The 23,093-nt window shown below is 68.9% G+C and carries 25 protein-coding genes; 13 read left to right on the forward strand and 12 right to left on the reverse strand.

The genetic code is table 11. From position 1 onward, the window contains the following. The first annotated feature begins 27 nt into the window (after positions 1-27). Both E3O42_RS16310 and E3O42_RS16315 read left to right on the forward strand, forming a co-directional pair. Positions 28-618, forward strand: coding sequence for a hypothetical protein (locus E3O42_RS16310; RefSeq protein ID WP_134455013.1), 591 nt, complete (start codon positions 28-30; stop codon positions 616-618). Between the two features lie 68 nt (positions 619-686). Beyond that, positions 687-1,406, forward strand: a complete 720-nt coding sequence (locus E3O42_RS16315) for a bleomycin resistance protein (protein ID WP_134455015.1) — start codon at positions 687-689, stop codon at positions 1,404-1,406. A 42-nt stretch (positions 1,407-1,448) separates the two neighbouring features. On the opposite strand, the gene E3O42_RS16320 is transcribed toward E3O42_RS16315, so the two are convergent. Further along, positions 1,449-1,874 (reverse strand): VOC family protein, encoded by a 426-nt coding sequence (locus E3O42_RS16320; protein ID WP_134455017.1) that lies wholly within the window; start codon positions 1,872-1,874, stop codon positions 1,449-1,451. Between the two features lie 103 nt (positions 1,875-1,977). Between E3O42_RS16320 and E3O42_RS16325 the strand changes: the two genes are divergently transcribed. Beyond that, positions 1,978-2,979 (forward strand): helix-turn-helix transcriptional regulator, encoded by a 1,002-nt coding sequence (locus tag E3O42_RS16325; protein ID WP_134455019.1) that lies wholly within the window; start codon positions 1,978-1,980, stop codon positions 2,977-2,979. A 17-nt stretch (positions 2,980-2,996) separates the two neighbouring features. On the opposite strand, the gene E3O42_RS16330 is transcribed toward E3O42_RS16325, so the two are convergent. The 3 genes from E3O42_RS16330 to E3O42_RS16340 all read right to left on the reverse strand — a co-directional run bounded on the left by E3O42_RS16330 (position 2,997) and on the right by E3O42_RS16340 (position 5,729). After that, positions 2,997-4,019: a hypothetical protein gene (locus E3O42_RS16330; RefSeq protein ID WP_134455021.1), complete on the reverse strand. Its 1,023-nt coding sequence runs from the start codon at positions 4,017-4,019 to the stop codon at positions 2,997-2,999. A 95-nt stretch (positions 4,020-4,114) separates the two neighbouring features. Continuing rightward, complete coding sequence (locus E3O42_RS16335; RefSeq protein WP_134455023.1) at positions 4,115-4,690, reverse strand: GNAT family N-acetyltransferase; 576 nt, start codon at positions 4,688-4,690, stop codon at positions 4,115-4,117. A 160-nt stretch (positions 4,691-4,850) separates the two neighbouring features. After that, positions 4,851-5,729: a LysR family transcriptional regulator gene (locus tag E3O42_RS16340; protein ID WP_134455025.1), complete on the reverse strand. Its 879-nt coding sequence runs from the start codon at positions 5,727-5,729 to the stop codon at positions 4,851-4,853. A gap of 141 nt (positions 5,730-5,870) precedes the next feature. On the opposite strand from E3O42_RS16340, the gene alsS reads away from it, so the two are divergent. The 3 genes from alsS to E3O42_RS16355 all read left to right on the forward strand — a co-directional run bounded on the left by alsS (position 5,871) and on the right by E3O42_RS16355 (position 8,944). Next, on the forward strand, positions 5,871-7,610 hold the full coding sequence (alsS, locus tag E3O42_RS16345; RefSeq protein ID WP_134455027.1) for an acetolactate synthase AlsS: 1,740 nt from the start codon (positions 5,871-5,873) through the stop codon (positions 7,608-7,610). Positions 7,611-7,651: 41 nt separating this feature from the next. Then, a complete protein-coding gene (budA, locus tag E3O42_RS16350; protein ID WP_241984885.1) occupies positions 7,652-8,368 on the forward strand; it encodes an acetolactate decarboxylase in 717 nt (238 codons plus the stop codon). Between the two features lie 90 nt (positions 8,369-8,458). Continuing rightward, entirely contained in the window at positions 8,459-8,944 is a 486-nt protein-coding gene (locus tag E3O42_RS16355) for a DUF1801 domain-containing protein (RefSeq protein WP_134455029.1), read from the forward strand. A 54-nt stretch (positions 8,945-8,998) separates the two neighbouring features. Here the strand turns inward: E3O42_RS16355 and E3O42_RS16360 are convergent, their stop codons facing one another. The 4 genes from E3O42_RS16360 to E3O42_RS16375 form a co-directional block, all read right to left on the reverse strand. After that, on the reverse strand, positions 8,999-9,628 hold the full coding sequence (locus tag E3O42_RS16360; protein WP_134455031.1) for an MBL fold metallo-hydrolase: 630 nt from the start codon (positions 9,626-9,628) through the stop codon (positions 8,999-9,001). Beyond that, positions 9,628-10,722, reverse strand: a complete 1,095-nt coding sequence (locus tag E3O42_RS16365; RefSeq protein ID WP_134455033.1) for an S-(hydroxymethyl)mycothiol dehydrogenase — start codon at positions 10,720-10,722, stop codon at positions 9,628-9,630. The genes E3O42_RS16360 and E3O42_RS16365 overlap by 1 nt, the downstream gene beginning before the upstream one ends. A gap of 98 nt (positions 10,723-10,820) precedes the next feature. Further along, positions 10,821-11,870, reverse strand: coding sequence for a PHP domain-containing protein (locus E3O42_RS16370; protein WP_134455035.1), 1,050 nt, complete (start codon positions 11,868-11,870; stop codon positions 10,821-10,823). A 59-nt stretch (positions 11,871-11,929) separates the two neighbouring features. Next, positions 11,930-12,250 carry a hypothetical protein gene (locus E3O42_RS16375; RefSeq protein WP_241984886.1) on the reverse strand — a complete coding sequence of 107 codons (321 nt, stop codon included), beginning with the start codon at positions 12,248-12,250 and terminating at the stop codon, positions 11,930-11,932. A gap of 124 nt (positions 12,251-12,374) precedes the next feature. Between E3O42_RS16375 and E3O42_RS16380 the strand changes: the two genes are divergently transcribed. The 4 genes from E3O42_RS16380 to E3O42_RS16395 all read left to right on the forward strand — a co-directional run bounded on the left by E3O42_RS16380 (position 12,375) and on the right by E3O42_RS16395 (position 15,930). Next, positions 12,375-12,968 (forward strand): HhH-GPD-type base excision DNA repair protein, encoded by a 594-nt coding sequence (locus E3O42_RS16380; protein ID WP_134455036.1) that lies wholly within the window; start codon positions 12,375-12,377, stop codon positions 12,966-12,968. A 183-nt stretch (positions 12,969-13,151) separates the two neighbouring features. After that, on the forward strand, positions 13,152-13,868 hold the full coding sequence (locus E3O42_RS16385) for a DUF2461 domain-containing protein (protein WP_198414166.1): 717 nt from the start codon (positions 13,152-13,154) through the stop codon (positions 13,866-13,868). A 93-nt stretch (positions 13,869-13,961) separates the two neighbouring features. Continuing rightward, positions 13,962-14,270, forward strand: a complete 309-nt coding sequence (locus E3O42_RS16390) for a hypothetical protein (RefSeq protein ID WP_134455040.1) — start codon at positions 13,962-13,964, stop codon at positions 14,268-14,270. 133 nt (positions 14,271-14,403) lie between these two features. Further along, complete coding sequence (locus tag E3O42_RS16395) at positions 14,404-15,930, forward strand: AMP-binding protein (RefSeq protein WP_134455042.1); 1,527 nt, start codon at positions 14,404-14,406, stop codon at positions 15,928-15,930. Between the two features lie 307 nt (positions 15,931-16,237). Here E3O42_RS16395 and E3O42_RS18320 read toward each other — a convergent pair whose 3' ends face one another. Together E3O42_RS18320 and E3O42_RS16410 are read right to left on the reverse strand one after the other, a co-directional pair. After that, positions 16,238-17,365, reverse strand: coding sequence for an FAD-dependent monooxygenase (locus E3O42_RS18320; protein ID WP_198414167.1), 1,128 nt, complete (start codon positions 17,363-17,365; stop codon positions 16,238-16,240). A 4-nt stretch (positions 17,366-17,369) separates the two neighbouring features. Beyond that, positions 17,370-17,642, reverse strand: coding sequence for a toxin-antitoxin system YwqK family antitoxin (locus E3O42_RS16410; RefSeq protein WP_134455044.1), 273 nt, complete (start codon positions 17,640-17,642; stop codon positions 17,370-17,372). Positions 17,643-17,794: 152 nt separating this feature from the next. Between E3O42_RS16410 and E3O42_RS16415 the strand changes: the two genes are divergently transcribed. Together E3O42_RS16415 and E3O42_RS16420 are read left to right on the forward strand one after the other, a co-directional pair. Further along, the gene (locus E3O42_RS16415; RefSeq protein WP_134455046.1) at positions 17,795-18,565 is read left to right on the forward strand and encodes an ABC transporter ATP-binding protein; all 771 of its coding nucleotides are present in this window, start codon (positions 17,795-17,797) and stop codon (positions 18,563-18,565) included. Then, positions 18,562-21,069 carry an FtsX-like permease family protein gene (locus E3O42_RS16420; protein WP_134455047.1) on the forward strand — a complete coding sequence of 836 codons (2,508 nt, stop codon included), beginning with the start codon at positions 18,562-18,564 and terminating at the stop codon, positions 21,067-21,069. The genes E3O42_RS16415 and E3O42_RS16420 overlap by 4 nt, the downstream gene beginning before the upstream one ends. A gap of 39 nt (positions 21,070-21,108) precedes the next feature. On the opposite strand, the gene E3O42_RS16425 is transcribed toward E3O42_RS16420, so the two are convergent. Together E3O42_RS16425 and E3O42_RS16430 are read right to left on the reverse strand one after the other, a co-directional pair. Further along, positions 21,109-21,906: an LON peptidase substrate-binding domain-containing protein gene (locus E3O42_RS16425; protein ID WP_241984887.1), complete on the reverse strand. Its 798-nt coding sequence runs from the start codon at positions 21,904-21,906 to the stop codon at positions 21,109-21,111. 101 nt (positions 21,907-22,007) lie between these two features. Then, positions 22,008-22,418: a GNAT family acetyltransferase gene (locus E3O42_RS16430; protein ID WP_134455049.1), complete on the reverse strand. Its 411-nt coding sequence runs from the start codon at positions 22,416-22,418 to the stop codon at positions 22,008-22,010. Positions 22,419-22,476: 58 nt separating this feature from the next. Between E3O42_RS16430 and E3O42_RS16435 the strand changes: the two genes are divergently transcribed. Next, the gene (locus E3O42_RS16435; protein WP_134455051.1) at positions 22,477-22,965 is read left to right on the forward strand and encodes a GNAT family N-acetyltransferase; all 489 of its coding nucleotides are present in this window, start codon (positions 22,477-22,479) and stop codon (positions 22,963-22,965) included. Positions 22,966-23,093 lie beyond the last annotated feature (128 nt).

The raw sequence follows: 23,093 nt of genomic DNA on the forward strand, positions 1-23,093 counted from the left end.
TTCGGAGGTGTCCTAGGATTCGCGGGCATGCTCCTTCTGGGCGGGTGCGCGGGATCGTCATCGGAACCGCCGGTCGCGGGCCATGCACAGTCCACCACCCCGGCTACGACCTCGAGCACCCCAGCGCTGTCGCCGACACCGACCGCACCGAACCTGGACGACCCGGCGTCCTGGGTGATCGGGTTCACCAGCATCGGGCCACTGACCGTCGGAAGTGAACTTAGCGAGGCGGCCCAGGTGATGACGTCTTTCACCAGCACGGTCTACGACGGCTGCCCATCGGTGGTCGCCTATGGCAGAACCGGATTTCCCACGGTCTTGGTGCCCGACCGGTTGGGCACGGGAATCGTGGAACAGGTCGTACTGCAGGGTGGCGCGGACGCCGCGGGACTGTCCGTCAACTCGCCGCACACCGAGGCGGGAATCGGCATCGGCTCCACGCTCGATGAACTGATGGCTGCGTACCCCGCAATCACCTACCAGGACGATGCCCTCACCCCGCATTACGCTCTGCCAGACGACGGCGCCAACTGGATCAACTTCTCGATGTCTGAGGGTGTGGTCAGGGACATCGTCGTTCGGGCCAGCCCCGTCGTCGCCAAGGAGTACTGCGGCTAGTCGCGCCTGTTGATCCTTCCCGGGTGCGGCAGGTACGCGCCCAGACCCAGAAGGCCTAAGGTCGTGGCATGGGTGAACGTACGATTCCGATCCTTCCCTGCCGTGATCTCGACGAGGTCGTCGGCTTTTACGCGGCGCTGGGGTTCGTCGTGACCTTCCGCCAGACCCGGCCCAATCCCTACCTGTGCCTGCAGCGCGGTGGGCTCGACCTTCACTTTTTCGCCGTGAAGGGTTTCGACCCCGAGTCGTCGATGGGAAGCGCGATTGTGCTGGTACCCGATTCCGGCGAGCTGTTCGACGAGTTCGCCGCTGGGTTGCGGGAAGCGTTCGGCGCGCTGCCGCTCACCGGCATCCCGCGCATCACCCGGCCCCGGCGCAAACAGGGCACGGCCGGCGGTTTCACCGTGGTTGACCCGGGCGGCAACTGGCTGCGCATCAGCTCGTCGGCTCGTGACGCGGAGACCGAGAGCGACGAGGGCGGGCACCTCGACAAAGTGTTACTCACGGCCGCGCGGCAAGGGGATGCCCGCGGGGATATTTCGGCCGCGATCACCGTGATCAAAGCCGGACTCGTGCGGCACAGCGATGCCGCCGATGTCGACCTCGTGCCGGTGCTGGCCTATCTCGCCGAGCTGTATGTGCGGAGTGGCGATGACGACTCGGCGCTGGTAACCCTGGACGCCCTAGACGAGATCGCATTGGACGCCAGCGAGGAGGCCAGGGTCGCAGGCGTCCGCCGGGATGCGGCCGAACTGCGCTCGGGGCTCGTTCGAGGGTCTTCTCAGTAGCGGCGGGGCGCGCGCTTCCTCCCGCCCCGCCGGATGGTCAGATCAGGCCGCGCTCCACTGCACCTCCACATCCAGGACCCAGGTGACCCCGAACGGGTCCGTGAGCATTCCGTACAGGGGCGACCATTGCGACGTCGCGAGGGGTTCGAGGACGGACGAGCCCTCGGCGAGCTTCTCCCAGTAACCGACGATCTCCGCCGGGTCTGCACCCCGGACGGAGACGTACAGGGGGATGGTTCCCGGCGCGTGGGCCTTCTCCGACGGCACGTCGTAAGCCATGATCCGGAAGCCATTGTCGGAGATGACCGAGCCGAACACGATCTGGTCGGCCTCGGTCGGCTCGGTCACCCGGTGGGCATCGGCGTAGCTGACGGCGACCAACTGGCCGCCGAAGACGCCCTGGTAGAACTCCAGGGCGGCCCGGGCGTCGCCGCGAAAGTTGAGGTGGGCGGTCGTGTGGATGGTCATGTCAGCTCCCAGCTGTAGGTGTGCCGGGCTTCTCCCGGACACGAGCCATGGTCACAGCAGTAGAGGACAGCTTCGGTCCTGTACTGCGCCTAGGGTGAACAACATGACGCCGACCACTTCGCGACTGCTGCTGCTGCTTTCGCTCCTGCAGACCCGGCGGGACTGGCCCGGCGCCCTGCTTGCCGATCGGCTCCAGATCAGTCACCGCACCGTGCGCCGTGACGTCGACCGTCTCCGCGAGATGGGCTACAGCATCCACGCCATGAAAGGGCCGGACGGCGGCTACCGGCTGGACGCCGGCAGCGAATTGCCGCCGCTCCTGTTCGATGACGACCAGGTCATCGCCCTGACCGTCGCCCTGCAAGCGGCCACCGTGACCGGTGCCGGCATCGAGGAAGCTGCCCTGCGAGCGCTGACCACGATGCGGCAGGTGATGCCCTCGCGCCTCCGCCACCGCCTGGACGCTCTCCAGTTCACGGCGCTCCCCGCCCGCTCGGGCGATGCCGTCACCGACCCGGTGTTCCCGGATGTTCTCATCGCGCTGTCCGCCGCCATCCGCGCCCGCGAGGTGCTGCGCTTCGATTACGCGAGCCGGCGACCTGTCGACCACACCACCCTGCCGATTCCGCCTCGGCGGGTCGAACCGCACCACCTCGTCACCTCGAGCGGGCGCTGGTACCTCGTCGGGTGGGACCTCGAGCTGGACGGTTGGCGGATCTTCCGCGCAGACCGCGTTGCTCCGCGCATCCCCGCCGGACCCCGGTTCACCCCGCGCGAGGTCCCCGGCGGAAACGTGCGCGACTACGTATCGGCGCGGTTCAAGGGATCGGCACAGGTGAACACCTGGCCCTGCCGCGGCACGGTCATCCTGGGACTGCCGGCCAGCGCGGTTCTGCCGTTCGCCGGCGACGGGATCGTCGAAGACCTCGGACCCGATCGTTGCCGCTACGAGGTCGGCTCATGGTCGTGGGTGGCGCTGGCCGCGTCGCTGGGCCGGTTCGACAGCACGATCGAGGTCGTCGGCCCGCCCGAGCTGTCCGCCGCATTCGGGCACCTGGCTGAGCGCTATGCGGCCACCGCGTCCACGGCTCAACCGCCGAGTTGATCCGTGCGTCTATCCGGCTAGCGCTGACTCGGATCCACCTCGGGCTCGACAGCGTCGATCTGCAGGGCGCCATCTCCGGTCGTCAGGGACCAGACGGAGCTGATGTATGCGATGGCCGCCATGTCGCCGGTGCCGAAGCCCACGTTGAAGCCGCCGTCCAGAACGAGGCCTTCCTCATCGCTGCCGTCGAACAGGCTGGGCGTGCTGTTGCGGAGTGCATCTTCGGTGAGCACCGCGGTGCCGCGTTCGTTCCGGATGGCAGCGTCCACAATGGCCGCATCCGCGGCGGGGTATGCCGTCGTGAAGCGGGTGCGCACGACGAGGAGCGGCGTCACCTGGTCCAGGTCCAGGGTGCCGTAGATCTTGTCCACGCTCACCGCTGTGGTGGTCGCCCGCGGGCCACCGACACGGCTCAGAGGAGGCAGGCTTTGGGTGATGATCACCCCGGCATCCCTGAGCCCGTAGGCCTCCACCAGCGGGGCGAAGCGTTCCTGGGCGGCCGGCGAGAACGCGTCCTTGGCCGTGTCGAACCAGGCGCTGTCGGCCATCGAGTACTCGTCGAGGCGGCTCGAGTCCAGGCCCTGTCCGGCCACGTACGACAGGGCGGCCTGGTGCGCGGCCTCAGCGTCCTCGATCGTGAAGCCGTACGTCGCGAGCGACTCGAGGTCGACCACCGATACGTCGAACTGCGCAGCAGCAGCGGCGGGGTCGAGTGCGGTATGACAGTAGGAGCCGGCGGCATCTGAGACCTGCTCCGTCGCGATGACATCACCCCACGGCCCCTGGCTCTCCGACTCCGGACAGGCCACGGTGGGCGACGCGAGGGGAGTGGCGGTGGGTGTCGCGCTGGGTGTCGCGCTAATGACCGGCCTCGACGGGCTGCCGCCCTCACCGGCACAACCGGCGAGAACGAGGACCGCGGCCGCGATGAGTGTGGCCGTCATGGTGGCGCCGGATGGTCGATGCGGCTGCTGAGCCGCCCCCTCCAGCGCAGAGATGAAATCCGTGCTGCGTGCCGAACGGTGGAATATTCTCGTCATCGTGACCCCTTCGCCGAGCCTAACACCACAGTTTCCCCCGGTCGCGGCATTTTCCCGAATGAGGGCAAATGCGCGGCCGAGGGCTGCCCGCCGGATCAGTCGAGCATCCGGCGCATGAGGATTCGCGGAAAACCGCCGGCGACGGAATCGGTCTCGGCGGCCTTGATGAATCCGGCCCGTTCGAACATGCTGCGGGTGCCCACGTAGGCCATGGTGAGGTCCACCCGCTGGCCGCCGTTGTCGACCGGGTAACTCTCCACGCACGGCGCTCCGGATGCTCGCGCGTACGCCACGGCGCCCTCGATGAGCGCGGGCGTCACGCCCTGCCTGCGAAAACCGGGGCGCACCCGGATGCACCAAAGCGACCACACCGGGAGGTCATCCAGATGCGGAATGTTGCGCGAGTTCGCGAACGGATGCAGCTCGGAGCGCGGTGCGATCCCCGCCCAGCCGGCCACCTCGCCGTCGAGGTGAGCGAGCACGCCGGGGGCGAGGTCTCGGGAGCACAGCTCGTGCACCTTGTCGGCGCGGGCGGTGCCCGCGAGTGCGCGGTTCTCGTTCGAACTCAGGCGCCAGGACAGGCACCAGCACACCGATGACTCGGGCTTCCTCGGCGTGAACATGGTGGCCATGTCGTCAAAGTCGTGGGCGGGTGCGACCTCTAGTGTCATACGATCCCCTTCGCGCTCGTGGCTGCCTGAATGATATGCAGACGCTCCAGGCCGCAACAAGGGCGTCGGCGCCGACAACTGTTGCCCGTCCGGACAATTGTGGCCGGTGCGCCGGGATCAATCGTCCGTTCCGGGAACAGTTGCGGGGCGGGCGACGGGGCTATTCGCCGGAGAGGGCCAGGTTGACGAACGCGCGCACCGCCGCGGAGGCCCTGCGCTTGCGGGAAGCGGCCAGGTAGACGGTGAACTCGGGCACGCGGGCCACCGGGATACGGCGCACATTCAGCGCGTCGTGCGCTGCAAACTCGGGCAGCAGGGCCACACCGAGGCCGTTGGTCACGTATTCGGCGGCGGTGCCGATGTCGGAGACCTCGATCATCACCCGTCGCTCCACCCCTGCGGCGGCGAAGGCATCGTCCACGATCTGCCGGCTGGCATAGCCCGGCGGCAGGTCGACGAACTCCTGCCCACCCAGGTCGGCCAACTCCACGCCGTTGGTCGCGGCCAGCGGATGCCCGGCCGGGACAACGAGCACCATCGGGGACGACGCGATCGGCACGGCGGACAGCGTTCCGGGTACCGCCCCGCTGAGCGCCAGGAAGGCCAGGTCGAGCTCGCCGCTGGCCAACTCCTCGACGAGGTCGGCCGAGCCCCGCCGGGCCGCGCGCAGCCGCACGCCAACGCCCGGGTGCCCGGTGCGGTAGAGCCCGAGCAGCCGGGGTACGTTCACGAGCGTCACCGAGGTCATCAGACCGATCACGATGGAGCCGGTGATGGCCTGGGTGGACTGCTGGGCAACGTCCCGAACCTCGTTGACGGCGTCGAGGGCCCCGCGCACCTTCGGCAGCAGTAGCTCGCCGGTGGAGGTGAGCCGAATCTGCCGGCGGCTGCGGTCGAACAGTTCCACGCCGAGCTCACTCTCGAGCGAGCGCACTCCGGCGGAGACGGCGGACTGCGCAATGGTGAGCCGCTCGGCCGCCCGGGTGAAGTTGAGCTCGCCGGCGACGGCGCTGAAGAATTCGAGCTGCCTGAGGTCCATTTCCCCATCATCTCACCGACTCATCTCGTGGACAGATGATTGAAATCCGGTATCGGCGTTGTTCGTTATCGGTTGGGCGGGCACGATGGAGGAAGACGCCGGTTCACGACACGGCGTCACACGCACTACGGGAGGCATGGCATGGCTCAGAACTCATCGGTCCTCAACGAGAAGGCCGGGGGCAGCGCTGCCGGCGCATTCGGCTCCGGCGCCCTCGGCTCGCCCCGCCGGGCCGGCGACCGCGTCGTCGAATGTCTTGAGGCCTACGGCGTCAAGTGGATCTTCGGCGTTCCCGGCGCCAAGATCGACCCGGTCTACGACGCCCTCCTCGACGGCGGCCCTCAGCTGATCGTGGTGCGCCACGAACAGAACGCCGCCTTCATGGCCGCCGCCGTCGGCCGGCTCACCGGCCAACCCGGCGTCGTGCTCGTCACGAGCGGACCCGGCACCGCGAACCTCGCCACGGGCCTGCTCACCGCCACCACCGAAGGCGACCCGCTGGTCGCGATCTGTGGCGCGGTTTCCCGTGGCGACAGGCTCAAGCGCACCCACCAGTCGATGGATGCGGTGGGCATGCTCACCGCCGTCACCAAGTCAGCCGGCGAGGTGAGCGTCGCCGACAACGTGCCGGAGGCCATCGCCAACGCGTTCCGCCAGGCCACCCAGGAGCCCAAGGGCGCCGCGGCTGTGGTGCTGCCCTACGACGTGCTCACCGACTCGACCACAGTGTCGATGAAGACCCCGCACTGGGTGCCGCAGCTCGGTGCCGCCCCTGCGGCGAGCATCACCCGCGCCGCCCAGCTGCTCAAGGACGCCCAGTTCCCGGTGATCCTCGCCGGCGCCCGCGCCGGTTCCGACCGGGCCGTTGCCGCCCTGCACCGCCTGCTCGGCGCCGCCAAGCTGCCCGTCGTGGAGACCTTCCAGGCCGCCGGAGTGATCTCCCACGAGCTCGAGGAGCACTACCTCGGCCGCGTCGGTCTGTTCCGCAACCAGCCCGGCGACGTGCTGCTGCACAAGGCCGACCTGATCCTGGCGATCGGCTACGACTTCGTCGAGTACGAACCGTCCAAGTGGAACAAGGATCACCTGCGCCGCATCATCCACCTCGATGAGCTGTCGGCCGATCTGGACGACTACTACCGCCCCACCGTCGAACTGCGCGGTGACGTGGCCGAGACCATGGATGCGCTCGCCGGCCAGATCGACGGCCTCACCCTGTCGGCATCCGCCTCCGCGGTCGTCGCCACCGAGCGCGCACGCCTGGCCGAGGCCGACCTGCCCATCCACCGTGACGACGAGTCGGAGGGCGTGCACCCCGCCGAGCTGACCCTGGCGATGCGGGCCCTGCTGCCCGATGACACCACGGTGCTCTGTGACGTGGGATCGCACTACATCTACATGGCCAGGCACTTCCGCACTTACCACCCGCGCACCCTGCTGTTTTCGAACGGCCAGCAGACCCTTGGCGTGGCGCTGCCCTGGGCGATCGCCGCGACGCTGGTGCGCCCCGGCACCCCGGTGGTCTCGGTGTCCGGCGACGGCGGCTTCCTCTACTCCGCCATGGAGCTGGAGACCGCCGTGCGGCTCGGCTCGAAATTCACCCACATCATTTTCAACGACGGCACCTACGACATGGTCGCCTTCCAGCAGCAGGGCAAGTACGGCCGTACCTCCGGCGTGCAGCTCGGCGATTACGACGCCGTCAAGTACGCCGAATCGTTCGGCGCCTACGGCTACCGGGTCACCCACCTCGACGACTTCGCCGCGGTGCTCGAACAGGCCATGAACGACGACGGTCCGAGCATCATCGACGTGCGGGTGGACTACCGCAACAACAGGGATGAGCTCATGGCCGATCTGGAAAGCGACGTGCTGCTGTGAACAACCTCCCCGTTTCGCACCAGCCCGCGTCGAATTTCACCGTGTCCAGGCACGAGATCTTCCAGACCAGCCTGATGAGCGCGCTGCTCGACGGCGTTTATGAGGGCGAGATGACGGTGCGCGATCTGCTCGGCCACGGCAGCTTCGGCATCGGCACCTTCAACGGCCTCGACGGCGAGATGCTCATCGTCGACGGCAGTTGCTACCAGCTGCGCGCCGACGGAGGGGTCACCAAGGCCGACCTGGGCGCTTATACCCCGTACGCGGTGGTGACGAACTTCGTGCCGCACATCGAGAGCCAGCTGCCCGACAACGTGGTGCGCGCCGAGGCATCAGCGTTCATCGACCACATGACGGCATCCGAGAACTACATGTACGCGTTGCGCATCGACGGCGACTTCGAGTGGATCCGGATGCGCACCGTCGTGAAGCAGCAGAAGCCGTACCGCCCGATGGTGGAGGCGACAGACGAAGACGCCATCGTCGAGCTGCACGACGTGTCCGGCTCCCTCGTCGGCTTCCGCACGCCGCTCTACGAGCAGGGCATCGGCGTGCCCGGCTGCCACACCCACTTCATCACCGACGACCGCACCGGCGGCGGCCACGTGCTCGACTTCAAGCTGAGGAGCGGCAGCGCGGCGCTCTGCCTGGGCACCGACCTGCGCCTGCAGCTGCCGCTGACGGATGCGTTCCGCGACGCCAACCTGTCGCCGGACGACCTCGCCCGGCAGCTGGCGAAGACCGAGCAGCACGCCTGATCGGCGTGCGCTCCACTGCTCGCCGGGGCCGCTCCAGAGGCCCCGGCGCAGGCGCTGGTCGGGCCGGGCAGCTGGCGCTACCGTAGGGGCATGGCCACAGGAACCCCCGCTGACCGCACCGACCACGATGCCGCCGACGCCGAGGTGCGCGCCTTCGTCGACGCAGTGCCAGGAGCCACCCGACGCCGCGACGCGGAAAGGCTACTCGAGCTGTTCGGGCGCATCACCCATGAGCCGGCACGCATGTGGTACTCGACGATCATCGGCTTCGGCAGCTACCACTACAGGTACGACAGCGGGCGGGAGGGCGACGCCGGCGCTGCCGGGTTCTCGCCCCGCGAGACGTCGAGCACGATCTACCTGCCCGACGGGGTCGGCGCCCACGCCGAGGCACTGGCCACGCTCGGCCCGCACAAGACCGGGCTGGTCTGCCTGTACATCACCGACCTCACCAAGGTCGACCTCCGCGTGCTCGAAGACATTGTGACGTCGTCGTACCTCGCCGTCACCGCGGGGGTGTTCGCGAGCCGGGCCAAGGAGTCCGCGGCGCACGCTGCCGATCCCGCGGCCGAGTAGCGTCTCCGCCGAGTAGCCACTTCGCCGAGTTGCTATACGGTAACTCGCGAGCTGCTAGTGGCCGCGGGCGAGCCAGTCGGGCAGGTCGGGCGCCTCAGCGCCGATGGTGGTCGACTCGCCGTGGCCGGTGTTCACCACGGTCTCGGCGGGCAGGGTGAGCAGTTTCGTCGTGATCGACTCGATGATCGTGTGGAAGTCGCTGTAGGAGCGGCCGGTGGCGCCGGGCCCGCCGAGGAAAAGCGTGTCCCCGCTGAACAGGGTGCCGAACGCCGGCGCGTAGAAGCACACCGAACCGGGGGAGTGACCCGGCGCGTGGATGACCTCCAGCTCGATGCCGGCCACGGCGATACGGTCGCCGTCGGTAAGCTCACGGTTCGGCGCGGCATCCGGGTACACGACCTCCCAGAGCATCCGGTCGTCCGGGTGCAGGTAGAGCGGCGCATCCGTCGCGGCCGACACCGCGCCGGCGGCACCGATGTGGTCATTGTGCGCGTGGGTGCTCAGAATCCCGAGCAGCGTGCGTCCGCCGACCGCCCCGAGGATCGCGTCGGCGTTGTGGGCGGCGTCGATGACGATGCATTCGGTGTCGTCGCCGACGATCCAGACGTTGTTCTCCAACGCCCAGCTGCCGCCGTCGAGGTCGAAGGTGCCCTCGGTGACGAGGTGTTCGATGCGTGCGGTCATCAGAGCACCACCACCGAGCGCAGCACGTCGCCGGACGCCATCTTGGCGAAGGCCGCCTCGATCTCGTCGATGCGGATGCGTTCGCTGACGAAGTCGGCCAGCGGCAGCCGGCCCTGCAGGTAGAGCTCGGTGAGCATCGGGAAGTCCCGTTCGGGCAGGCAGTCGCCGTACCAGGAACTCTTGAGCGAACCGCCGCGGCCGAACACATCCAGAAGCGGGATCTCGAGCATCATCTCGGGGGTCGGCACTCCCACCAGCACCACGGTGCCGGCCAGGTCACGGGCGTAGAACGCCTGCCGCCACGTTTCAGGGCGACCGACGGCGTCGATGACGACGTCGGCGCCGAAGCCGCCGGTGAGGGCCTGCACGGCCGCGACCACGCCGTCTTCGTCGAGCCCGGCGGAGTCGATGGTGTGCGTGGCGCCGAACTCGGTGGCCTTGGCCAGTTTCTTGGCGTCGCGGTCGATCGCGATGATGGTGCTCGCGCCGGCCAGCTTTGCGCCGACCACCGCTGCGTCACCCACGCCGCCGCAGCCGATCACGGCCACGGAGTCGCCCGCGCTGACGTTGCCGGTGTTCAAGGCGGCGCCGATGCCGGCCATGATGCCGCAGCCGAGGAGCCCGACCGCGGCCGGGTCGGCATCCGGGTTGACCTTTGTGCACTGGCGTTCGTGCACGAGGGTCTTCTCGGCGAACGCGCCGATACCCAGCGCCGGGCTGAGCTCGGTGCCGTCGACAAGGGTCATCTTCTGGCCGGCGTTGAAGGTGTTGAAGCAGTACCAGGGTTCGGCGCGCTTGCAGGCCCGGCAGTCGCCACAGACGGCGCGCCAGTTGAGCACGACGAAGTCGCCGACGGCCACGTGGGTGACGCCGTCGCCGATGATGCTCACCCGGCCGGCGGCCTCGTGGCCGAGCAGGAAGGGGAAGTCGTCATTGATGCCGCCCTCCTTGTAATGGAAGTCGGTGTGGCAGACACCGCAGGTGTCGATGTCGACGACGACCTCACCCGGTCCGGGATCGGGGATGACGATGTCGGTGAGCTCAACGGGAGCCCCCTTCGAGCGGGCGATCGCGCCTTGAACGGTGATGGGCATTGAGCTCCTCGTGAGTTGCCGGGGCAGCCGATGTGGCAGGCATCCAACCTAGCGAAGCATCCTGACCGGGTGCTGGCCGGCGGGTGCCCGCGAGCCGGTCAGCGGCTGGCTCGCGACCAGTCCAGCAGCTTCTCGACCGGCCAGGTGTTGACGATCCGCTCGGCGGGCACCCCGTTCGCTGCGGCGCGTTCGGCTCCGTAGGCCAGGAAATCCAGGTGGCCGGGGGCATGCGCATCGCTGTCGATGCTGAATAGGCAGCCGGCCGCCAGTGCCAGCGCGATGAGATCGTCCGGTGGGTCCTGGCGCTCCGGTCGGGAGTTGATTTCCACCGCCACGGCGTTCTCGGCGCACGCGGCGAAAACCCGGGCGGCGTCGAAGCTCGACGGCGGCCGGGTGCCGCGCGACCCTGTCACCAGGCGGCCAGTGCAGTGCCCGAGCACGTTGGTGTGGGCTTCACGGATGCCGGCGAGCATCCGGCGGGTCATGCTCAGCGAGTCGGCGCGCAGTTTAGAGTGCACGCTGGCGACGACCACATCGAGCCGGTCCATTAGCGCAGGGTCCTGGTCGAGCTCGCCGTTTTCGAGGATGTCGACCTCTATACCGCTAAGCAGCCGGAAGCCCGCGCCCGCCGTATCGCCCGCTGTCCCGCCGGCGGTCCCGCCGGCGTTGAGCGAGGCGACCAGGTCGAGCTGTTCTTCGAGCCGGTCGGCGGTCAGGCCGTGCGCGACCGTGAGGCTCGGCGAATGGTCGGTCAGGGTCAGGTACTCGCGGCCCAGCAGCCGCGCCGCGGTGATCATGAGGTTGATCGACGTGGTGCCGTCCGACCAGTCGCTGTGCGTGTGCAGGTCGCCGCGAAGCAGCGCAAGCACCTCGCCGCCGCCGGGGGCGAGGGGCTCGGCACCGCGCCGGCGCAGGTTGTCGAGGTAGTCGGGCAGGCCGTACAGCGACTGCCCGATCACCTCGGCCGTGCGACCGCCGATGCCCTTCATCGCCCGTAGCCGGCCGTCGTGCACCCGGTCGGCGAGCTCGGCCGGGTCGAGGTCGCTGATGAGGGACGCTGCCCTCCGGAAGGCCTGCACCTTGAAGGTCGGGGCGAGGTCCCGTTCCAGCCAGAAGGCGATCTCGCTAAGGGCATCGACGGCATCCATGCAGCCATGATCGGCCCGAACCGGCAGAAACGGGACCCCGCCTGGCGAAGAAAACGGGGTCAGGCCACGTCGACGTGGGCCACCCTAAGTTCGCGGTCAATGAGGGACGCGTCGTCTTGGACGTAGAAGGCCGTCAGTTCGATGTCCTCGCCGGCGAAGGCGGCAATGTCGGCGTGTGTGCGCCAGAACGAGATCGTGCGCACCGCGCACCGGCCGTCGGGCAAGTCTCTGAACACCATCGTGGCGCCGAGATTCCCCGGGGTCGCCCTGCAGCCGGCGAGCCCGGGGCGTTCCAGATACGCCGTGTAGGAGGCGCGGTCGGGCGGCCTGATCCAACCGGTCCAGCTGCAGATCACGCTTCCCGCGGGGATGTCGAACATGACGGTACCTCTCTGACGGGTATCGTTCTGGCAATCGCCTTGCTGGCTGGGTGGCCTGCCGCTGGCAACCCGTGTACCGGCCAGGCACCGAGCGGATGTGCGCGGGCGGTGCGAGAATGCTCTGATGACGCTGCACCTCACCGGCGATACCGCCGCAGACTCCCTCCTCAGTGAGGACCCGTTCGCCCTCCTGCTTGGCATGCTGCTTGATCAGCAGATCGCCATGGAGACCGCCTTCGCTGGGCCGGCGAAGATCCGGGACCGGATCGGCACCCTCGAACCGGCGGTGATCGCCGGGTACGACCCGGATGAATTCGCCGCGATCTTCAAGCAGACCCCGGCGGTGCACCGATTCCCAGGGTCCATGGCCGCCCGGGTGCAGACCATCGCGGGGGTCGTCGCCCGGGACTGGAACGGCGACGCGGCCGCCATCTGGACCGCCCCTGACGCGGACGGCGCCGCCCCCGACGCCGCCGAGGTGCTGCGCCGCCTCAAAGAGCTGCCCGGCTTCGGCGAGCAGAAGGCCAAGATCTTCCTGGCGCTGCTCGGCAAACGACTCGGCGTCACCGCTGCGGGCTGGCGCGAAGCATCCGCCCCGTACGGCGAGGACGGCTCGTTGCGCTCGGTGGCCGATATCGTCGACCCGGAGTCACTGGCCAGGGTTCGCGAGAGCAAGCGGGCCGCGAAGGCCGCCGCCAAGAAGTCCTCGGGTAAGTAGCCGTCAGGCCAGCTCCGCACGACGGATGTGCGCGATGCCGAGTGAGCGGGGACGGAGGTGTCAGATGGCGCGGATGACGCGAACCTAGTCCGATGTGCCGGGGCGTTCAAGGCGGCGTGGGCACAAAACACCCTCGGATGAGGCCGCGAGAGAATGGACGGACGTGACCGAAGGAGCGTGCAGGTGGGTCCCCATTTCAGCGAGCAGGCGTTCGACTTTCTCGAGGAGCTCGAACACCGCAACAACCGCGAGTGGTTCGAGGAACACAAGAGTGTCTACGAGACCGAGCTGAAGGCCAGGATGCTCGAGGTGATCGACGCGATCAACCTGCAGCTGGCGGGGTTCGCGCCCGAGCATCTGCGGCCGGCGCCGAAGGCGATGCTGCGGATCTACCGCGATGTGCGGTTCTCGAACGACAAGACCCCGTACAAGACCCATCTGGCGGCGAACTGGCCCCGGCAGGGCCTGGAAAAGGCCGGCGGCGCCGGATTCTTCCTGCAGGTGGGGGTGCACGGCGTGATGGTGGCCGCCGGCGCCTTTTCGCCGGGGTCGCCCCAACTGCACGCGATCCGCGAGTACCTGCTCGACCACCATGACGAGATGCGCACCCTGCTCGCCCACGAGTCGCTGGTCCGGCTGGCGGAGCCGTTGGCCGGCAGGCCGCTCATCCGCGGCCCCAAGGGGTTTCCCGCCGAGCATCCGGCCGCCGACCTGCTGCGCGTGCGCAGCTGGGCACTGTTCGCTCAGCTGCCCGGAGATACCGCCTTGACGGACGGCCTCGTCGAGGCAGTCGTCGAACGGTTCAGGGCGCTGGCACCCCTGGTGAACTTCCTTAACATTCCACTGGCGACCGTCACCCCACTGGAGCGGGAGGCGGCCGCCGGGCGGCGCCGCGCCTGATCGTTCTCACGTCGGCCCGCCGGATGCAGGAGAATGGCAGCGAAGAGTGGTCGCGGCCGAACCGGTCCAACGGGCCCTCGAAGGAGCTCCAGAGTGAACGATCCCCGAGCAAAGATGGACGACAACCGCCTCGTGGCCATGGGTGCACCACAGGCGGACTGGACGAAGGCGCCCGGCCGAGTGCCCGGCTTCTGGGTGGCCCTGCTCGCGCTCGTCGGCGCCGTCGTGTACCCGGTTCCCGCTCTGGTCGTCGGCGCCATCGGCCTCTTCTACACCTTGCAGGCCCACAAGGTCATTCCTGCGGGAGCCAGAGGCCGTGGCCTCACCGTGGCGGCACTGGTGCTGGCCGGAGCGACGCTCGCCCTGGTTGTGCTGCAGTTCGTCCTCGCCCTGCTCCTTTGACCGCACTGTGCTTTGACCGCACTGTGCTTTGACCGGACTGTGCTCTGACCGCACTGCCCTCTGACCGCTCGGTGCTCTGACCACACTGCCCCGCCCCTATGCCGGGTGGCCGAGGAGGAGTTTTATAGGGGTCATGACGGCAGGACCGAACGCCTCAGGCCCCGCGCCGACGCGGACTCCGGTCGACCAACCCTCCGCGTCGTTTGCGGTGCAGCCCAATCTGGTCGACTACCGGCAGGTGTATTCCGAGTTCAGCTGGGATCACGCGCGACAGGCGCTGTCAGGCCTGCCGGACGGCCGGGGGGTCAACATCGCCCACGAAACCGTGGACCGCCACGCGGCGGGACCGCTCGCCGGACACGATGCGCTGCGGTTCGTGCGCACAGACGGCACCGCTCACGCGTTCAGCTACGCCGAGCTGGCCGAGCAGACCGGACGCTTCGCGAGTGTGCTGCAACGGCTCGGCATCGAGCGTGCCGACAGGGTTTTCTCGCTGTGTGGTCGCATCCCCGAACTCGTCGTGGCCGCCTTCGGGACCCTCAAGAACGGCAGCGTCTTCTGCCCGATGTTCTCCGGCTTCGACCCCGAGCAGGGGCGCCAGCGGCTGAAGCTCGGCTCGGGACGGGCGCTCGTGACCACCCGCGCGTTGTACCGGGAGACTGTCGCTCCGGTGCGGTCAGAACTGCCCGAGCTGGTGCAGGTGCTCCTCATCGATGCCGACGGGGACCCGGACCCCGGCACCGTTGATCTGGTCGCGCTGATGCGCGAGGCCCCGCCGTACGGCGACATCGTCGCGATGCAGTCCGAGGACATGGCCATGCTGCATTTCACCAGCGGCACAACAGGTCCTGCCAAGGGTGTGGTGCACGTGCACGAGGCCGTCGCCTCGCTCTATGTCGCCGGGCTCTACGCTCTCGACCTGCACCAGGATGACGTCTACTGGAGTACCGCGGACCCAGGCTGGGTCAGCGGCAATTCGCACGGCGTGATCACCCCGTTGGTCCACGGCGCGACCGTGCTGATGGTGGAGGGGGAGCCCGACGCGGAGCGCACCTACAGCGTGCTCGCCGACCAGCGGGTGACGGTGTGGTACACCACGCCGTCAGTGCTGCGGATGCTCATGGCGGCCGGCCCCGCACTGGCGGCGGCCCATGACCTCCGGGCGTTGCGCCACGTGGCCAGCGGCGGTGAACCGCACGATGCCGAGGTTCTGGCCTGGACCCAGGAAACCTTCGGGCGGCCGGTGCACGACACCTGGCGGCAGACCGAGACCGGCGGGATCATGCTCGCGAATTTCCCGGGCAGCCCGATTCGGCCCGGGGCGCTCGGCAGACCGATGCCGGGGGTGCAGGCCGCCGTGCTGGTCACCGACGCCGACGGGAGGTTCGTGCTCGATGACGCCGGAGACGTGATCCTCGTCACCGAACCGGATGCCCTCGGCGAGCTCGCCTTTCGTGCCGGCTGGCCGTCGATGTTCCGCGGCTACCTGCGGGATGACGCCAGGTACCGGCGACGCTTCGTCGGTGGCTGGTACCTCACGGGCGACCTGGTGCGACGGGACGCCGATGGCTACTACTGGTTCATCGGGCGCGGCGCAGACCCCGCCGAGCCGGCCCCAGGTCGGGGTGGGAGCGGACGGGCGCCGAGTGCCACGAGGTAGGCGGTGACGCCGTCGAAGTCGGTGCCGGCGGCCAGTTAGCCGACGTTATCCGTCCCAGCGCACCAGGTACTGGGCGCTGCCAGGCCGCCGGCGGGAGATGGCGGCGTTGCGTGGGGCGGCCGACCAGCGGGACCGCGGCGCGGACGGGGTCAATTCCACGGTGAGCAGGTGCGCCCACCGTGCCTGGAAATCCCGTATCCGGGTGTCCGGCCACTCGGAGGAGGGTCCGCAGAGCAGCATCCTGAACACAGGCGGGCCCGGTGCCGCGCCAGGGCCGGTGGCTGCGGCGCTGACGGGGAGACCGGTGTCACCCCATCCCGGGTTGGGGGAATCTCGCTCCCGGCTGCGGCCCCCGGCCGAGGCGCGGCGCTCGGTCCGTCGGTGGTACTTGGGTCGGTGTTACTCGCGCCGCACGGCTGCGCAGCAGCAGGGCGACCAGCCCAACGGCCGCGCCGGCCCGCATGCCCCGCAGTGCTGGGTGCTGGCTGGTCGCCACCGTGAAGGCACGGTCGGTGGTGGCCAGCACCGAGCGCGCAACCGGCAGCCGTTCGAGCTCGTAACTTCTGAGCAGCGCCGGGTCGGCGGCGCCGCGGCAGACCAGGGCGAGTTTCCCGCCGAGGTTCACGGCATCCTGGATGCCGGTGTTCATCCCCTGGGCGCCGGCCGGGCTGTGGATGTGGGCCGCATCGCCGGCCAGGAACACCCGGCCTCGCGCGACGCTGTCGGCGAGCCGGCTGCTGATGGTGAATTCGGTGAGCCAGACCGGGTGGTGCAGGTGGTGCACCACGATGTTGTCGCGGGTGTACCGGGTGTACCGGGTGTACCGGGTGTACCGGGTGTACCGGGTGTACCGGGTGTACCGGGTGACCGCGGCCTGCGCGAGCTCCAGCGTGACGGCGCCGGTGCGGCTGCCCGGCGGCAGCATCACGAGCAGCCGCCAGGCGGCCGGCGAACCGAGGGGAAACAGGAACAGGAACGGGAAGCGCGTGTCACCAAGTGCCTCGTCGAACAGGGGCACGGCGTGGACGGGTGCAGTGTGAACGGCTGCAGCGTGGGTAGGTGAATCGGTCAGCGCAGCGCTACTCAGTGCAGCGCTACTCAGTGCAGCGCTACGTAGCCGAGCGTTGCCGCGTCGGCGTCGGCCGCGCCCATGCAGGAGCAGTGTCCCGGACGGGTCGCCGGCGGCCACGAGGTCGTCCGCGAGACCGTTGCGGGCGAGGACCTCGAGAGTGCGCGCCTGGATGGCCAACGCGAGGGACTCGTGCACGGCATCCTTCGCTCTGTCGACGATCATCGCGGCGACGCCGTGCGAGTGCAGCTCGCGGGCGAGCCCAGTGGGCCCGGCACCCACGATCAGGACGTCGGCGTCGAATGCGGTGCCGGTGCCGGTGCCAGTGCCAGTGCCGGTGCCGGTGCCGAATCCGTTTCCGGCCATGTCATCACCGGGTGGCGGGGTCCGCCGCGCCGAATGAGGTCTCCTTCACGAGCCGTCTGGTGCGGTCCCAGGTGCGCCACATGCCCACCTGATGACCCAGGTCGAATTCCCCGGAGCGCATAAGCGAACCGTCGATGCGGAACCACTTCCAGTGCCCGTGGAGTTTGCCGTCGAGTTCAAAACCGCTGGCCCTCGCCGACCCATTAGAGAAGTGGTCGTGACGGGGGACCGGCACGCCGACGGACGGTGAGGACGAGGAGGATGTTCGAGACGGCATGCTCCCATGCTGCCCGGAAAGCTCCGCCGCTCAACGGCGGTAAACCGCAGCCGCCGACGGGCGTAGTGTTGTAACCCAAACAGGGGCAGTGCCAGTGGGGGCACCCTGACGGAAGAACTCCCCTGAGTGTCATTATCACGCGGGGGACAGCAATGACCGGATCTCACAGCACGGGCGACAACGCGGTTGCGGCCCGGTCGCTACGTAAGACCTATGGTCGAGGAGAATCGGCCGTCGCCGCCCTCGACGATATCTCCGTGGATTTCCCCCGCGGCCAGTTCGCGGCCGTGATGGGTCCGTCGGGGTCGGGCAAGTCCACCCTGATGCATTGCCTGGCCGGACTCGACACCGCCAGCAGTGGCACGGTCTGGATCGACGGCACCCCGATCACCGGATTGCGTGACCGCGGGCTTACCAGGCTCCGCCGCGACAAGATCGGATTCGTCTTTCAGGCCTACAACCTCGTGCCCACCCTCACCGCCAGGCAGAACATTGTTCTTCCGCTGGGGCTGGCACGGCGCAGGGTGGACAAGGCCTGGTTCGACGAGGTCGTGCAGACCCTCGGCCTAACCGGCCGGCTGAAGCATCGCCCGCACGAGCTCTCCGGCGGGCAGCAACAGCGGGTGGCGGTCGCGCGGGCGCTGCTGAGCCGACCGGCCGTGATCTTCGCCGACGAGCCCACCGGCAATCTCGACTCGGTGGCCGGCGCCGAGGTACTCGCTCTGCTGCGCACGAGCGTCACCCAGTGGGGCCAAACCGTGATCATGGTCACCCACGACACTGTCGCGGCCGCGTCCTCCGACCGCGTCGTGCTGCTCGGCGACGGGCGACTCGCGGGCGAGCTGCACGATCCCACGGTGGACGCCGTGCTCTCTGCCCTGCATGGCGTCTCGCTGCAGTCGGCCGGCCGGTTGACCCCGTGATCAGGGTCCTCTTCTCGGGCCTGCGCGCGACACTGGCCCGGCTGCTGGCGACAGGCCTGGCCGTGGCGCTCTCGGTGGGATTCGTCGTGGCGACGCTCACCCTCTCGGCCACGTTCACACGCACGACCGAGGACTCCCTAGCGGCGAGCATGGCCAAGGCCGACGTCCTTGTTACTCAGACGGTGGTCGATATGGCCAGCTCCGATCCGCGCACCTCCACCGATGTGCTGCTCACCCTGCTTCCGGCGGTGCAGGCTGCCCCCGGGGTGGCCGGCGCCGACGTTGAACGGCTGGCCTATGTGGACCTCAGGTTCGGCGAGACCCGCAGCGTGGGGCAGATCAGCGCGCTGCTCGACGAGTCGGTGCGCTGGCAGACGCTCAGCTCGGGCCGCTGGCCCCAGGCGACTACCGAGGCCACCCTCGACCAGGCGACTGCCGTATCGGTGGGGGTGACCGAGGGCGACACCGTGACCGTCGCCGCCGTCGGTTCCGGTGTCAGCCCCACCGCCGTGACTGTCGTGGGCATCACCGCGCAGCAGGCCGCCGGTGTGGGATCCGGCGGTCCCACCCTCCTGATGCAGGCCGAAGCTCTCACCGACCCGGACCTGTTCAGCCTGTCGACGTCAATCCTCGTCGCCGGCGGCGATGCGGGTGCGGATGCTGCCGCGGCGTCGGTCTCCGCGGCCGTGGCCGGAGAATCGGGCATCGTGGTGCAGACCAGGGCCGAGGCCGTCGACCAGCAGACCGCCCAGCTCTCCGGCAGCGCTACTGTGCTCACGAGTATCCTGTTGGCCTTCGCCGCCATTGCCCTGTTCGTGGCGGCCATCGTGATCGCGAACACCTTCCAAGTTCTGGTCAGCCAGCGCACCAGGGAACTGGCCCTGCTGCGCTGCGTCGGCGCTGGTGCCGGCCAGGTGCGTCGACTGATCCTGGGCGAGGCGCTGCTGCTTGGCCTGTCGGCGTCCGCGCTCGGTGTGGGAATCGGCGTGGCCGGGGCGGGCGCATTGGCGGATCTCAGCCGTGACGGCGCATCCGGTTTGCACCTCGGCCGACTCGTGATCGACCCTGTCCTGCTGGCGGCCGGGTTCGGAATCGGAGTCCTGCTCACCCTTGGGTCTGCGCTATCACCGGCGCACCGGGCCACCCGGGTGCGCCCGGTCGCCGCCCTGCGTGCCATCGCGGCCCCGGCCAGCGTGCGCCAGGGCCTCGTCGGTGCGGTCATCGCCCTGGCCGTCGTCGCGGTTGGTGGAGCCGGACTGTTCGTCGGGGCGACCCGATCCGGCCTGACCCTGGCGGTCGTGTCGGGGGTGGTGAGTTTTCTGGGAATCCTGCTGGCCTCGGCCCTGTTCATCCCGTGGATCGTGCGACTGGTCGGTTCGACGATCGGCTGGACCTCGGTGCCGGCCCGGCTTGCCGCCCTCAACGCCACCCGCAACCCGGCGCGCACGGCGTCGACGGCTGCGGCCCTGCTGGTCGGGGTGACCCTGGTGACGATGATGGTGGTGGGTGTCACGTCGGTGCGTACCTCGATCGGCGACAAGATCGATGAGAAACGCCCGGTGGACCTCACCGTGCAGTCGGTGGACCCGGCGGGGATGACGGCGGAGCAGATCGACGGCATCAAGGCGATGCCCGGAGTTGAGGACGCGACATCGGTGACTTCGGCCCGGGTCACGCTCACTTCGGCCGCCGAAGTACCCAGGCTACTCACGGCTCGAGGAATCGACTCGGCGCAGGCGCGGAACGTGGCACGCTCGGCAGTTGTCGTGCCGGAGCCCGGAGCGCTGCTGCTCAATCCCGCCGACGCAGGAGCTCTGCAGACCGGCGACAGTGTGACGGTGACCGGAGACGCCGGCAGCGCCGAACTGACGGTGGCGCTCGAGGCAACCACTGTGCGCAAGCAGGCGAGCCTGACCAAGAACGACCTGCTCAGCCTGGTGGCGGCGCCGGTCATCGGTCAGGTGCAGCTGCGGTTGGGCGACGAGATCACCAGCAGCCAGGTGCAGCAGCTGAGCACAGACATCCTCTCCGTGAGCGAGACGTTCACCGTGGGCGGTGGCGCGCCTGAGCGCACCTACTACGAGCAGATCCTCGATGTGATGCTGCTCATCGTGCTCGCCCTGCTCACGATGGCGGTGGTCATCGCCTGCGTGGGGGTGGCCAACACGATGGCGTTGTCGGTGTACGAGCGGCGGCGCGAGTCCGCGTTGCTGCGCGCGCTCGGCCTGACCCGCTCGCAACTTCGAACCACCCTCGGTATCGAGGCGACGCTGATCACGGTCGTGGCCGCCGCGTGCGGAACCGGGCTGGGGGTGCTGTACGCCTGGGCCGGCCTGTCGGCGGTGTCGCTGCAGGCCCAGAAGCTCGAGTTGTCCGTGCACCTGCCCTGGACCCAGCTGGCGATGGTGCTGCTCGGCGCGCTCGTGGCCGGATCGGTCGCCACGGTCGTGCCGGCCGGTGGGGCGGCGCGCCGCTCGCTGGTGGAGAGCCTCACCAACGAGTAGCGTCACTGAAGACGAGCCGGCCGCGGTCGTTCCCGAGCCTCATACGCCCGGGTCGTCCGGGTCCGGGTCGTCGGGGTTCAGGTCGTCCGTGTTCAGGTCGTCCGTGTTCAAGTCGTCCGTGTTCAAGTCGTCCACACGCAATTCGCCCGGACCAGGCACCCGGAACGCGTCGGCGGCCGCTTCGGTGTGGTCGAAGATCGACCGCAGCAGGCCGGCCATGGTGGTCGACCGCAACATCGCGACCTGGTCGAGCGGACCCACCGGGGCGATGCCGGCCAGCTGCCAGGCGGCCTCGACGGGGTCCTCCGACAGGGCCACACTGGCCGACCAGGCGTCATCGGTGAACTCGCTGGCCAGGGACAGGGTGCGGCGCACGGTCTGCTCGGCGAGCACCCGCAGCGGAATGAGCGCATCGTCCCAGACCAGGGCGGGCAGCTCCCGTACCACGGCCTGCGGGTATGGGGTGTCCTGCCGCCACTCCACGACCTCGATGCGCCGGTCGCCCTGCGCGACGAGGCCGACGAACCCCTCCGGCGCCACCAACTCGAGTACCTGCGCGACGGTGCCCGTGCTGAAGGGGTGCTCGCCACCGCCCACTTCCTGACCGCGTTCGATGAGCACAACACCGAACTCAGCGGGTTCCGACTCAAGGATGCTCGCAAGCATCATGAGGTAGCGCTCCTCGAACACCCTCAGCTGCAACGGCATGTAGGGGAAGAGCACCGACCCGAGAGGGAACATCGGAAGGCCGGCTGCGCCGACGGGCGCGTCGGCATCCGAGCCGGCCGGAGTATCCGGGACCTCGGGCTCGTCGGGTAGGTTCCCCTGATTCGACATGACCTTAGCGAATCACGCTCCCGGTGGAAAACCAAGCACCGAGACTGCCGGGAACGGCTTCGGCCAGCGCCGCCGATCGGCTCCGCCGCGATTCGCGGGACTCAGTCGAGCCGTTTCGCGAGGACGCGCACGTCGGCATCCGCAAAGCCGAGCCGGTCGTAAAAGCCGTTGGCGGCGGTGTTGGTCTCTCGCACCATCAGCTGCAGCTTGACGGCGCCGCGTTCCACGAGCCAAGCTTCGGCTGCCTGCATCAGCCGGCGGCCGAGGCCCGTGCCGCGCTCGGCCAGGGCTACGGCGAGGTAGTAGACCCAGCCGCGGTGGCCGTCGTGGCCGACCATCACCGTGCCGACCAGCCGACCGCCGAGGAATGCGCCGAGCACTGTCGATGTCTTTCCGTCCAACGCGCGACGGAGGTCGGTGGCAGGGGGATTCCATGGGCGGGTGAGGCCAGCGTCCTCCCAGAGCGTGGTCACGGCCTCGAGATCGGCGTGGGTGACGTCCTTGATGTGCATTCGTCCATTGTGCCCGTGCACCTGGGCGCTGGCATGCCCGCACTGGCATGCTGGATGGATGACTGAGGCTGTTTTAGACCTACCCGGCGGGCCATTCACCCTGCGGCGGGCGCTCGCGGAGGACGTGGCCGCGATTGTCGGCCTGCTCGCCGATGACCAGCTGCGATCCAGTGAGGAATCCACCGCGGTGGAGGATCTCGCGCCCTACCTGGCTGCTTTCGAGGCGATCGACGAAGCGACCGACCAGCTGCTGATTGTCGTCGATGATCCCGCCGGGCAGGTGGTGGCCACCCAACAGCTCACAGTGCTGCCGGGGCTCGCCCGGTCCGGCGCGACTCGATTGCAGATCGAGGCGGTTCGGGTGAGTGCGGCCCTACGCGGCAACGGCCTGGGCAGTGAGATGCTGACCTGGGCTGTCGAGTACGGTCGCGGGCGCGGATGCCGGCTGGTGCAACTCACCTCCGACGCCTCCCGACTCGACGCCCACCGCTTCTATGAGCGTCTCGGCTTTTCCTCCTCCCATGTCGGCTTCAAACTGCTCCTCTAGCCGCTAGAACGGCGGGTTCTCGGGTACCGGTGGTGTCGGATGCCGGGTCGGCCGATGCCGAGGCATCAGGTGGGTGTCGGCGGCTAACCGCTTCCGGGTTTTCGGTCCCACGGTCGGTGGGGCAGGTC

It is taken from the genome of Cryobacterium adonitolivorans (genome assembly GCF_004402695.1).
GTDB lineage: Bacteria > Actinomycetota > Actinomycetes > Actinomycetales > Microbacteriaceae > Cryobacterium > Cryobacterium adonitolivorans.